Raw genomic sequence first — 12,485 nt, 5'->3', positions numbered from 1 at the left:
ATTACTCCTGGCCTTCGAGGTAGCGCTGGGCATCCAGCGCGGCCATGCAGCCGGTGCCGGCGCTGGTGATGGCCTGGCGGTAGATGTGGTCCTGCACGTCGCCGGCGGCGAACACGCCCGGCACGCTGGTGGCGGTGGCCATGCCTTCGGTGCCGGTCCGGGTCTTGATGTAACCGTTGTGCATTTCCAGCTGGCCTTCGAAGATGCCGGTGTTCGGCTTGTGGCCGATGGCGATGAACAGGCCGTGCACGGTGACGTCGGTGACGGCGCCGTTTTCAGTCGAGGCGATCTTGACGCCGGTAACGCCGCTGTCGTCGCCGACCACTTCCTGCAGCGTGTGGTTGTACTTGATGACGATCTTGCCCTCGGCGACCTTGGCGTTCAGGCGGTCGATCAGGATGGCTTCGGCGCGGAACTTGTCGCGGCGGTGGATCAGCGTGACCTTGGTGGCGATGTTGGACAGGTACAGCGCTTCCTCGACGGCGGTGTTGCCGCCGCCGACCACGGCCACTTCCTGGCCACGGTAGAAGAAGCCGTCGCAGGTGGCGCAGGCGGACACGCCCTTGCCCATGAAGGCCTGTTCCGACGGCAGGCCCAGGTACTGTGCCGAGGCGCCGGTCGAGATGATCAGCGTGTCGCAGGTGTACTCATGGCTGTCGCCGATCAGGCGGATCGGTTTCTCTTGCAGCTTGACGGTGTGGATATGGTCGAACACGATGTCGGTATTGAAACGTTCTGCGTGCTGCAGGAAGCGTTGCATCAGGTCCGGGCCTTGCACGCCCATCGGGTCCGCCGGCCAGTTTTCCACGTCGGTGGTGGTCATCAACTGGCCGCCTTGCTCGACGCCGGTGACCAGCATCGGCTTCAGATTGGCGCGGGCGGCGTAGATGGCGGCGCTGTAGCCGGCTGGGCCGGAGCCAAGAATCAGTACACGGGCGTGTTTAGGTGTGGTCATGGAAGGCTTCTTAATATGTTGGATTAATCCGAATTTGGGGGCAATTTTAGTGACGGCAAGGGCGGCGGCAGGGCTGCCGCTATTGCATTCACGTAGGCAATACAAGATTATAGTGCAAGCAGCCGATCAGGATGAATCGTCGGGCCGGTTGGGGCCCATATGCCTTAGAATAGCCATATCCGAATTTCCTGACCGATAAGATTGCAACACCTTTATACCTATGAGCAGTAAAAAAGTTCAGGAACGCATGCCAAAAGCCTCTTCTGCCGGATCTTCCGCCTATACCCGTACCCCGACCGAACGCCAGCCCCTGCCCAATCGGCTGGTGCGGCTGCTGTCCGAGGCGCGCTGGCTGGCGCTGGCCGTGCTTGGCCTGTATTTCGTGCTGATACTGGTCAGCTACGACAAGATGGACCCCGGCTGGTCCCACGGAACGCTGGTGCCCAAGGTGCACAACCTGGGCGGGCGCGCGGGCGCCTGGCTGTCCGATCTGCTGCTGTATATCTTCGGCTTCTCGGCCTGGTGGTGGGCGTTTTGCCTGCTGCGCATCGTCTGGCTGGGCTATCGCCGGCTGACGCAGAAATACGTGCTGTCCAGGGAGCCTGATCCGGAACACGCGCAGGAGCCGCTGATACGCGGCATAGGCTTCGTGCTGCTGTTCATCGGCAGCGTCGGGCTGGAATACCTGCGCATGTACACCCTGCATGTGCAGCTGCCGCGCGCGCCGGGCGGCGTGCTGGGCCAGTTGATCGGCCATTCGGCCCACGTGGCGTTCGGCTTCACCGGCGCGACCTTGCTGCTGTTGCTGCTGTTCGGCCTGGGGCTGAGCCTGTTCTTCCACGTCTCGTGGCTGACCCTGGCCGAGCGCATCGGCGGCGGCATCGAGACGGCCATCGACTGGTTCATCCAGCGCTACCAGTACCGTGAAGACCGCCGCCAGGGCGAGGTCGCGGCCGTCAAGCGCGAGGAGGTGGTGGTGATCGAGCGCGCCAAGCACGTGGAGAAGCATCCCGTGGCCGCGCCGCCGGTCAAGATCGAGCCGCAGGTGGTTGCCGTGGTCAAGTCCGAGCGCGTGGAGAAGGAACGCCAGGCCAATCTGTTCCAGGACCTGAGCGGCGACAGCGCATTGCCGGCCCTGTCCCTGCTGGACGAGGCGGCCGAGGTGCAGGAAACCGTGTCCATCGAAACGCTGGAATTCACCAGCCGCCTGATCGAGAAGAAGCTCTCCGACTTCGGCGTCGAAGCCAAGGTGGTGGCGGCCTATCCGGGCCCGGTGGTCACGCGCTACGAGATCGAGCCGGCCACCGGCGTCAAGGGCAGCCAGATCGTCGGCCTGGCGCGCGACTTGGCGCGTTCGCTGTCGCTGACCTCGATCCGCGTGGTCGAGACGATTCCGGGCAAGAACTACATGGCGCTGGAGCTGCCCAATCCCAAGCGCCAGATCGTGCGCCTGAGCGAGATCGTCGGTTCCAAGGTCTACAACGACAATCCGTCGCCGCTGACGGTCGCGCTGGGCAAGGACATCGCCGGCAAGGCCGTGGTGGCCGACCTGGCCAAGATGCCGCACTTGCTGGTGGCCGGTACCACCGGCTCGGGTAAATCGGTGGGCATCAACGCCACCATCCTGTCGCTGCTGTACAAGTCCGACCCGGCCGACGTGCGCATGATCCTGATCGATCCGAAGATGCTGGAGATGTCGGTGTACGAGGGCATACCGCACCTGCTGGCGCCGGTGGTGACCGATATGCGCCAGGCCGGTCATGCGCTGAACTGGGCGGTCAACGAAATGGAGCGCCGCTACAAGCTGATGTCCAAGCTGGGCGTGCGCAACCTGGCCGGCTACAATGCCAAGATCGCCGAGGCCAAGAAGAAGGAAGAACACATCCCGAATCCGTTCAGCCTGACGCCGGATTCGCCGGAGCCGCTGGAAAAACTGCCGACCATCGTCATCATCATTGACGAGCTGGCCGACCTGATGATGGTGGTCGGCAAAAAGGTCGAGGAGCTGATTGCCCGTATCGCGCAGAAGGCCCGCGCCGCCGGCCTGCACTTGATTTTGGCGACGCAGCGTCCATCTGTAGACGTGATCACCGGCCTGATCAAGGCCAACATCCCGACCCGTATCGCGTTCCAGGTCTCGTCGAAGATCGACTCGCGTACCATTCTGGACCAGATGGGCGCGGAAACCCTGCTCGGCATGGGCGACATGTTGTACATGCCGCCGGGCACGGGCCTGCCGGTGCGGGTGCACGGCGCATTTGTGTCGGATGACGAGGTGCACCGCGTGGTCAAGCACTTGAAGACCACCGGCGAGCCGAACTATATCGACGGCATCCTCGAAGGCGGCACGCTGGAGGGCGAGGGCGGCGGCGCGGGCGGCGAGGCGGGCGAGGCCGGCGGCGAGGCCGATCCGATGTACGACCAGGCGGTGCAGGTGGTGTTGAAGAACCGCCGCGCCTCGATCTCGCTGGTGCAGCGCCATCTGCGCATCGGCTACAACCGCGCGGCGCGCTTGCTGGAACAAATGGAAAATAGCGGCGTGGTCTCCGCCATGCAGTCGAACGGCAACCGCGACATTCTGGTGCCGGCTGCCAGTGCAGAATAAAACAGGATAAATCGTATGACTATTTTCACCACCACCTCGTCATTCCCGCGCACGCGGGAATCCATGCTGACTATGGATTCCCGCATGCGCGGGAATGACGTGCTCAAGTCCCTGGCCGTCGTGGCGTGCGGGTTGTTGTTGTCAGGCTTGGCCCAGGCCAGCGCGCTGGAGCAGTTCAAATCCTTCGTCGCCTCGACCAAGGCCGCCAAGGGCGAGTTCACCCAGAAGCAGGTAAAGAACACCAACGGCGAAGCGCCCAAGGTGTCGACGCCGGCCACCGGCACCTTTGTGTTCGCCCGTCCGGGCAAGTTCATCTGGACTTACGTCAAGCCCTACGAGCAGGTGCTGCAAGCCGATGGCGACCAGCTGTTCATCTTCGACAAGGACCTGAACCAGGTCACCGTGAAGAAGCTGGGCGATGCGCTGGGCTCGTCGCCGGCCGCGATCCTGTTCGGCAGCAACGACCTGGAAAAGAACTTCACGCTGTCGGAAGCCGGCGCCAGGGACGGCCTGGAATGGCTGAAGGCCGTGCCCAAGGCCAAGGACACCAGCTTCGAGCAGATCACCATCGGCCTGCGCAACGGCTTGCCGGAGGCGATGGAGCTGAAGGATTCGTTCGGCCAGACCTCGGTGCTGTCGTTCCGCAAGATTGAAAAAAATCCGGCGCTGACTGCGACGAGTTTTAAATTCGTCATGCCCAAGGGCGCCGACGTATTCAATAATAACTAAGCCCCTGCTGTCGCGGGCGCCAACGCCGCAGCTGCGACGCTGCGGCGTTTTTCCTTTCAGAGATCATGGCAGATTTATTTTCCACCGAACCGCGCCAGCCGCTGGCCGAAGCGCTGCGGCCCAAGACGCTGGACGACGTCATCGGCCAGCATCACCTGCTGGGGCCGGGCAGGCCGCTGCGCCTGGCGTTTGAATCGGGCCAGCCGCATTCGATGATACTGTGGGGCCCGCCGGGCGTGGGCAAGACCACGCTGGCGCGGCTGACCGCCAACGCCTACGAGTGCGAGTTCATCGCCCTGTCTGCCGTGTTCTCCGGCGTGAAGGATATCCGCGCCGCGATGGAGCAGGCCCAGCACAACCTGGACATGGGCAAGCACACCATCCTGTTTGTCGACGAGATCCACCGCTTTAACAAGTCGCAGCAGGACGCCTTGCTGCCGTACGCCGAATCCGGCCTGGTGACGCTGATCGGCGCGACCACCGAGAACCCTTCGTTCGAAGTCAACTCGGCACTGCTGTCGCGCTCGCAGGTCTATGTGCTGCACTCGTTCGACGAGGCCGAGCTGCGCCAGCTGGTGGACAAGGCCCGTACCAAGGTGCTCACGCACCTGGAGTTCGACGAGGCCGCCATTGACACGCTGATCGGCTACGCCGACGGCGACGGCCGCCGCCTGCTGAACCTGCTGGAGCAGACCAGCACGGCCGCCAACGCCGCCAAGACCAACAAGATCACGCCCGAGTTCATCCAGAACGCGCTGACCCTGAACGCGCGCCGCTTCGACAAGGGCGGCGACAATTTCTACGACCAGATCTCGGCCCTGCACAAATCCGTGCGCGGCTCGAATCCGGACGCCGCCCTGTACTGGCTGTGCCGCATGCTGGACGGCGGCGCCGACGCCAAGTACCTGTCGCGCCGCATCGTCCGCATGGCGTGGGAGGACATCGGCCTGGCCGACCCGCGCGCCATGCAGCTGGCCAACGACGCCGCCGCCACCTTCGAGCGGCTCGGTTCGCCGGAGGGCGAGCTGGCGCTGGGGCAGGCCGTGATCTACCTGGCCATCGCCGCCAAGAGCAACGCCGGCTACAACGCCTTCAACCAGGCGATGGCCTTCGTCAAGAAGGACAAGTCGCGCGAGGTGCCGGTCCACTTGCGCAACGCGCCGACCAAGCTGATGAAGGAACTGGGCTACGGCCATGAATACCGCTACGCCCACGACGAACCGCACGCCTACGCGGCCGGCGAAACCTATTTCCCCGACGACATGCGCGAGCCCGGCTGGTACCAGCCGGTTCCGCGCGGCCTGGAAAGCAAGATCGCCGACAAGATGGCCTTCCTGCGCAAGCTGGACGAGGACGCCGGCAAGAGCTGAGGCGCCGTGGCAATAATTGTTATTGACTAAACCAGCAAATTTCCCGTATCTTTCGCTTGTTTTCCATTTCCGGAGACCCTCATGGGTACTTGTTCGAGTGATAGTTGTAGCCAGACCAGCTCTGGCACCGCCTCGGCAAGATAACGCAGTTTCCCCTGCCGTCATCTTGCTCACCGCGGATGATGGCGTCTAACGCGGGCCCGGCCCGCGTCACACCCATCCAATGTTTGTTGCTGCGCCGCGCCCCCACCGGTTGCGCCGGCGTCGCCGCACCTTCGTTTTGCGCCCGCCGCCGGGCGATCTCTGTTGTTGGATGATTTATGTTGAATGCTTATCGTGCCTCCACCGCGCCCGCGCGCGCCTTCGCCGCCTCCTGGCTGAAAAAACTCGGCCCCGGCCTGATCACCGGCGCCGCCGACGATGACCCGAGCGGCATCGCCACCTATTCGCAGGCCGGCGCGCAGTTCGGCTTGCAGATGCTGTGGACCGTCCTGTTCACCTACCCGCTGATGGTCGGCATCCAGGTGGTGAGCGCGCAGATCGGCCGTGTCAGTGGCAAGGGCCTGGCCGGCAATATCCGCGAACATTTCCCGGCATGGCTGGTGCGCGTCATCGTCGCCTTGCTGCTGATCGCCAATACCGTCAACATCGCGGCCGACGTCTCGGCCATGGGCGAGGCGGTGACGCTGGTGGTCGGCGGTTCGTCGCGCTGGTACGCGGCGCTGTTCGGCCTGATCTCGCTGCTGTTGCAGGTGCTCATACCGTACCACCGTTATGTGCGTTTCCTGAAGTGGCTGACGCTGGCCTTGCTGGCGTATGTGGCCACGGTGTTCACCATCCACGTGCCGTGGTTGCAGGTGGCGGCGGCCACCACGATGCCGCGGCTGGAATGGTCGCCGGCCTACATCACCACCATGGTGGCGGTGTTCGGCACCACCATCAGTCCCTACCTGTTCTTCTGGCAGGCCTCGCAGGAAGTGGAGGAGTTGCAGGCCTGCCCGCAGTCGCAGGCGTTGCGCGAAGCGCCCCAGCAGGCGCGCGCCAATTTCCACCGCATCAAGGTCGACACCGTGATCGGCATGGGCTTCTCCAACCTGGTGGCGTTCTTCATCATGCTGACCACGGCGGTGACGCTGCACATGCACGGCGTCGCCGTGATCGACACCTCGGCGCAGGCCGCCGCCGCCTTGCGTCCGCTGGCCGGCGAGTTTGCGTTTGCCCTGTTCAGCGCCGGCATCATCGGCACCGGCATGCTGGCGGTGCCGGTGCTGGCCGGCTCCGCGGCGTACGCGGTGGCGGGCGCCCTCCAGTGGGAGAAGGGGCTGGAGAAAACCGCGTCGCAGGCCAAGGGCTTCTACGGCATCATCGCGGTCTCCACCATCGTCGGGATTTTGCTGGGCTTTACTTCCATCGATCCGATCAAGGCCTTGTACTGGAGCGCGGTGATCAACGGCGTGATCTCGGTGCCCATCATGGTGGTGATGATGCTGATGGCGGGACGCGCCGCCATCATGGGCCGCTTTGTGATCGGCCGCCGCCTGCGCATACTGGGCTGGAGCGCGACGGCGGCCATGACGCTGGCGGTGCTGGCCATGTTCTGGATGATGATGGCTTGATGGTGTTGTTATGTGGCAACTGAATCGGTGTGGTCCCCAACCGGCGTAATATACTGTTTATATCCTGACGGACCGGCATCGCAGGAGTTGTCATGCGGCCTCTATTTGGCTTCTTTCTCAGCTTTAAGTTCAAGATCACCTCACTCGTGATCGCGCTGGTGCTGTTCGCGGGCATCGGTGCGGGCGGCATTTCCCTGCTCATCGCGGAATCGGAAATGCGGCAGGTGATCGCGCGCCAGGAGCTGGCGCTGCTGACCAGCGCGTCCGCCCTGATCGACAGCGATCTGCAGGACAAGCGGCAGCTCCTGAGGCTGCTGGCCGAGCAGTTCCAGGCGCACGAGCTGACGCTGGACCAGGTGCAGCTGGAACTGGAAAGCCACGAATCCCTGCGCGACGCGTTTTTCAACGTCACCGCCTTCGACGCCACCGGCAAGCTGATCGCCAGCCTGCGCGACCGCAACGCCAAGCGCATCAGCATCGCCAACCGCCAGTACTTCCAGGAGACCTTGCGCCTGAGGGAGGGCGTGATTTCGGCGCCTTTCAAGAGCATGCTCTCGGGCCGGCCGGTGTTCGTGCTGACCCAGCCGCTGCGCGACGCCAAGGGCAAGATCGTCTGCGTGCTGCTGGGGGCGATCGATTTGCTGCGGCCGTCGTTCTCCGCGCAGATCGACTCGCTGCGCGCCAGCTCCGAGGGCTATCTGTTCATCGTCACCGACGACGGCGTGATGGTTCATCATCCGAATAAAAACCTGCTGCTCGAAAAGGGCGACGACGGCCCCGGCACCGTGCTGGAGGCGGCCCTGCAGGACGGCGAAGGCTGGCAGGACGGCGTCCTCGACGATGGCGTGCCGGTGCTGCTGGTGCATAAGCACCTGCGCGAAGTGGGGTGGACCATCGCCTTGTCGTATCCGGTGGAAAGCGCCTTCGCGCCCATGCGCAGCGTGCGGCTGCGGGCGTTTGTCGGGGCGGCGATCCTGACCGGGCTGGCCGGGCTGTTCGGCTGGGGGATCACCAAGAAGCTGTTGCAACCGCTGGGTCGGCTGCATCGGCACGTCGAGGACATCAGCGCCGGCAAGGCCGGTATCGCCGTGTTCGATGTGGACCGGGCCGACGAGTTCGGCCATCTCAGCCGGGCGTTCTATGCGCTGTCGCAGAGTCGCGAGCGGGCCGAGGTGGAGCTGCACCGCCTGGCCACCACGGATGTCCTGACCGGCATCGGCAACCGGCGCATGTTCGACGATTTCCTGCCCAAGGCGCTGGCGCGGGCGGCGCGCGCTGGCGCGCAGGTGGGGCTGGCCTTCCTCGATGTCGACCATTTCAAGCAGATCAACGACACCCTGGGCCACGCCGCCGGCGACCAGGTGCTGGTGGAGTTTGCCCGCCGCCTGGCCGCGGCGGTGCGCACCACGGACACGGTGGCCCGGCTGGCCGGCGACGAATTCGTGATCGTGTTCGAGCAGCTGGCCTCGAATACCGAAATCGACGTGCTGGGCCGAAAAATACTGGAGGCCATGCATGAGCCCTTCCTGTGCGGCGGGACGTCGCGCCAGGTCACGGCCAGCGTCGGCATTGCGGTCACCACCAGTCCGACCGTCACCGTCGACGAAGTCATGCGCGCGGCGGACCAGGCGCTGTATGGCGTCAAGGCCGCCGGCCGAAATGGTTTCGCGGTGAACCAGGTCGGGGCGGAGCGCGTCCTGCGGGCGCGGCAATTGCCCGGCCGATGATTTCGGCCGCGCCCAAATGTTGTAAGATGACGGATTGTGGACACGCGTAACGGGGAGTAGCATGCAGCAGGTGACCAAGGTCGACGGCATCGAAGTCTATATCGAAGGCGAGGGGACCGAGACCATCGTGATGATTCACGGCTGGCCGGATACCTACCGCGTGTGGGACGCCCAGGTTGAGGAACTCAAGCATCGTTACCGTTGCGTGCGCTTTACCTTGCCCGGCTTCGACATCAGCAAGCCGCGCCGCGCCTACTCGCTCGACGCCACCATCCGCCTGATTTCCTACATCGTCAACAGCGTGAACCAGAAACAGAAGGTGATCCTGATGCTGCACGACTGGGGCTGCGTATTCGGCTACGAGTACTACATGCGCAACAAGCAGGCGGTGTCGGCGATCATCGGCGTCGACATCGGCGACGCCCAGTCCAAGGCGGTGGAGCGGTCGCGCACCATGTCGCAGAAAATGATGGTCAAGGGCTACCAGAGCACGCTGGCGCTGGCCTGGGCGATCGGCGGGCCGATCGGCACCATGATGACGCGCTACATGGCGCGCGTGCTGCACGCGCCGTCGCCGCGGGAATACATCAGCGTCAAGATGAACTTCCCGTACTACATCCTGGCCGCCGGCGAGGCCGGCTCCTATCGCAACCTGGTGCCGTTCGTGCCGCAGGTGCCGCTGTTGTTCATCTACGGCACCCGCAAGCCCTTCATGTTCCATTCCGATGCGTGGGCCGACAAGCTGGAGGCCAGGGAAGGCTGCAAGGTGGTGGCCCTCAACACCGACCACTGGCCGATGCTGCGCCAGCCCGAGCGCTTCAATGAGGTCGTGCTGGGCTGGCTGGAAAAGCCGGCCGACAACGACGATGGCGCCGCCGAGCAGGACGCGGCGGCCTGATCCATCAGCGCAGCTTGATCGGCTTCACGTAGGGCGCGAACGGCGGCGCCGGCAGCTGGGCCGAGGCGTACGCCTGGCGGAAGCACTCGGCCTTGCTGTTTTCCACGTCGGTGGTGCTGCGCACGACCTTGCCGCTGGCGTCCAGCGTCAGCACGATCACCACCGGATACCTGGACTTGTTGTGGCAGTTGCCGCGCTCGTCCAGCTTGTTCGAGTTGTTGTAGTTGATCGACACTTCCTCATACTTGCTGGCCTTGTCGTTCGGGAACTGGGCGTTGAATTTGGCCATCTCGCCGGCGAAGGCCGGGTTGGCCGGCGGCGGTGCCTCGTCCTTGGGCGGGCCGCCCATGGTCGAGCAACCGGCCGCGATCGTCATGACGGCGCCGGCGGTGGCGATTTTCAGGAATGGACGGTTCAAAATTGTTCTCCTCGGTGTCAATACTGTTGACGCATCGTACATAGTCCGGGGATAGCGTGGCGCACGATTAGTTGCGTAGGAGAAATCCTACAACCCCCATTCATGCAGCGCGGAGGCGAATCTGGCCTGGAATGCGGCCCATCCGTGCGGCACTTCGGTCTCGGCCGGCAGCCGTACCCGCACCGCGCGCGGGCCGACCGCGTCGATCAGCGTCAGGCCGTCGTTCGGCACCTCGAAGGTCTGGCCCTGGCGCAGCATGAAGTCGGTATGCTCGCCGTAGGCGGTGATCCAGGCGGTGCCGGCCAGGCACTCGATGTGCCGGCCCGCCGCGCCGGCGATGCGCAAGGGATGGTTCTCCGACAGGCTGTATTCGGCTTGGCCCTGGGTCAGTGCGAGTAATTCCGGTTTCATGGCAGCTCCCGCTGTGGTGGTTCGAGCAGCCAGAATACGCAGCGGCGGCCGGCCATAACAGATGCAGCAAATCGAAATTGTGACCGTCACAATGGCGGATGCACTAAACTGTGATGGTCGAAATTTGCGCCCGCTGTACCTGTCGCCACAGGGCCGGGCGGGGGCACAATAAGCGGATGTCCAATCAACTCAACCTGTACGAGCACCTGGCCAACGAACTGGGCGGGCTGATCGCCAGCCGCGTGTTCGCGCCGGGCGACCGCTTGCCGTCGATCCGCCACCTGGCGCAGCAGAAGCGGCTGTCGATCAGCACGGTGATGCAGGCGCTGCGGCTGATGGAGGATCGCGGCCTGGTCGACGCCAAGCCGCAGGCGGGCTACTACGTGCGCCATCGGCCGCGCGTGATGGCGGTGATGGCCGGGGCCGAGCATTTGCAGGAGCCGGCCTATGTCGGCATCAACAACCTGCTGATGCGGGTGCTGAGGGCCAACGAGGACCCCGGCCTGGTGCAGATGGGCTCGGCGTGGCCGCTGCAGGAACTGCTGCCGATGAAGCGCATGCAGAAAACCGTGGCCGCCGTGGCGCGGCGCGATCCAGGCCTGCTGAGCACGGTCAGCTGCTACGACACCAACCATCCCGAGTTCATCCGGCAGATCGCCCGCCGCGCGCTGGACTGGGGCCATCTGGACCTGAGCGAAATCGTCGTCACCGGTTCCTGCACCGAGGCGCTCAGCCTGTGCCTGCGCGCGGTGGCCAAGGCCGGCGACACCATCGCGATCGAGTCGGCCACCTATTTCGTGCTGCTGCAGTTGATCGAGTCGCTGGGCATGAAGGCGCTGGAGATTCCGACCCATCCGAAGACCGGCCCGTCGATCGACGCGCTGGAGCTGGCGATGAACGCCGGCCTGGTGCAGGCGGTGCTGCTGATCCCGAACGCCAACAATCCGCTGGGCTGCATCATGCCGGAGGCGAACAAGCAGCGGCTGGCCGGGCTGCTGTCGCAGCACGATATTCCGCTGATCGAGGACGATGTCTACGGCGACCTGTGCTTCACGCCGGAGCGGCCGCGGCCGGTCAAGGCCTACGACACCGGCGGCCATGTGCTGCTGTGCTCGTCGTTTTCCAAGCCCATCAGCCCCGGTTCGCGGGTCGGCTATGTGGTGGCGGGGCGCTACGCGCAGGATATCGTGGTGCAGAAGATGATCTCCAGCGGCGCCACCAGCCACTTCTTCCAGGCCGTGCTGGCCGATTTCCTGACCGGCAGCGCCTATGAAAACCAGCTGCGCAAGATGCGGCGCGCGCTGTCGCAGCGCATCGCCCGCATGTCGGACGCGATATGCGAGGCTTTCCCGCAGCAGTGCACGGTGTCCGAACCGCAGGGCGGCTTCGTTGTGTGGGTCGGCCTGCCGGAGCAGGTCGACGCCCTGGCCCTGCACGGCGACGCCGTGGCGGCCGGCGTGGCCTCGATGCCGGGGCAGTTGTTCTCCGCCACGGGCAAGTTCCGCAACTATCTGCGCCTGAACTGCGGCAATCCGTGGGGGCCGCGCACCGAGGCCGCCATCGCCACGCTGGGCCAGCTGGTGCACCGCCATGCCGAGCAGCCGGGTGTGCTGCGCAGCGCCGCCTGAATCTTTCGTTTCCGACCCGTTTTTTGCAGTTCAGGCGCCGTTTCCGGCGCTTCGTCGCATCCCGATGGCGACGCGTAGGGCCTTTAGGTACAGTACAACCATACCAAGCAGCGTTACAAAGTAGCGCG

At 64.5% G+C, this 12,485-nt stretch carries 10 protein-coding genes; 7 read left to right on the top strand and 3 right to left on the bottom strand.

Annotation, left to right across the window (positions count from 1 at the left end; all coding sequences use genetic code 11):
- Nucleotide 1: 1 nt before the first annotated feature.
- Nucleotides 2–955 carry a thioredoxin-disulfide reductase gene (gene trxB / locus ACEN9O_RS29790; RefSeq protein WP_495615385.1) on the bottom strand — a complete coding sequence of 318 codons (954 nt, stop codon included), beginning with the start codon at nucleotides 953–955 and terminating at the stop codon, nucleotides 2–4.
- 247 nt (nucleotides 956–1,202) lie between these two features.
- Between trxB and ACEN9O_RS29785 the strand changes: the two genes are divergently transcribed.
- From ACEN9O_RS29785 to ACEN9O_RS29760, 6 genes are all read left to right on the top strand, one after another.
- Nucleotides 1,203–3,560, top strand: a complete 2,358-nt coding sequence (locus tag ACEN9O_RS29785) for a DNA translocase FtsK (protein WP_495615384.1) — start codon at nucleotides 1,203–1,205, stop codon at nucleotides 3,558–3,560.
- Between the two features lie 72 nt (nucleotides 3,561–3,632).
- Complete coding sequence (lolA, locus tag ACEN9O_RS29780) at nucleotides 3,633–4,289, top strand: outer membrane lipoprotein chaperone LolA (RefSeq protein WP_495618556.1); 657 nt, start codon at nucleotides 3,633–3,635, stop codon at nucleotides 4,287–4,289.
- Between the two features lie 65 nt (nucleotides 4,290–4,354).
- Entirely contained in the window at nucleotides 4,355–5,659 is a 1,305-nt protein-coding gene (locus ACEN9O_RS29775) for a replication-associated recombination protein A (RefSeq protein ID WP_495615383.1), read from the top strand.
- A gap of 320 nt (nucleotides 5,660–5,979) precedes the next feature.
- The gene (locus tag ACEN9O_RS29770) at nucleotides 5,980–7,275 is read left to right on the top strand and encodes an NRAMP family divalent metal transporter (protein WP_495615382.1); all 1,296 of its coding nucleotides are present in this window, start codon (nucleotides 5,980–5,982) and stop codon (nucleotides 7,273–7,275) included.
- A 92-nt stretch (nucleotides 7,276–7,367) separates the two neighbouring features.
- Nucleotides 7,368–9,002 carry a diguanylate cyclase domain-containing protein gene (locus ACEN9O_RS29765; RefSeq protein ID WP_495615381.1) on the top strand — a complete coding sequence of 545 codons (1,635 nt, stop codon included), beginning with the start codon at nucleotides 7,368–7,370 and terminating at the stop codon, nucleotides 9,000–9,002.
- Between the two features lie 61 nt (nucleotides 9,003–9,063).
- Entirely contained in the window at nucleotides 9,064–9,900 is an 837-nt protein-coding gene (locus tag ACEN9O_RS29760; RefSeq protein ID WP_495615380.1) for an alpha/beta fold hydrolase, read from the top strand.
- Between the two features lie 4 nt (nucleotides 9,901–9,904).
- Here ACEN9O_RS29760 and ACEN9O_RS29755 read toward each other — a convergent pair whose 3' ends face one another.
- Together ACEN9O_RS29755 and ACEN9O_RS29750 are read right to left on the bottom strand one after the other, a co-directional pair.
- Nucleotides 9,905–10,318 carry a hypothetical protein gene (locus ACEN9O_RS29755; RefSeq protein WP_495615379.1) on the bottom strand — a complete coding sequence of 138 codons (414 nt, stop codon included), beginning with the start codon at nucleotides 10,316–10,318 and terminating at the stop codon, nucleotides 9,905–9,907.
- Nucleotides 10,319–10,405: 87 nt separating this feature from the next.
- The gene (locus ACEN9O_RS29750) at nucleotides 10,406–10,729 is read right to left on the bottom strand and encodes a DUF2917 domain-containing protein (RefSeq protein WP_495615378.1); all 324 of its coding nucleotides are present in this window, start codon (nucleotides 10,727–10,729) and stop codon (nucleotides 10,406–10,408) included.
- A gap of 176 nt (nucleotides 10,730–10,905) precedes the next feature.
- Between ACEN9O_RS29750 and ACEN9O_RS29745 the strand changes: the two genes are divergently transcribed.
- Nucleotides 10,906–12,357 carry an aminotransferase-like domain-containing protein gene (locus tag ACEN9O_RS29745; protein WP_495615377.1) on the top strand — a complete coding sequence of 484 codons (1,452 nt, stop codon included), beginning with the start codon at nucleotides 10,906–10,908 and terminating at the stop codon, nucleotides 12,355–12,357.
- Nucleotides 12,358–12,485: the final 128 nt, after the last annotated feature.

This window comes from Duganella sp. Dugasp78, from assembly GCF_059491455.1.
The sequence above is the reverse complement of the archived record's forward strand: the minus strand, read 5'-3'. Positions and strand labels throughout refer to the sequence as shown.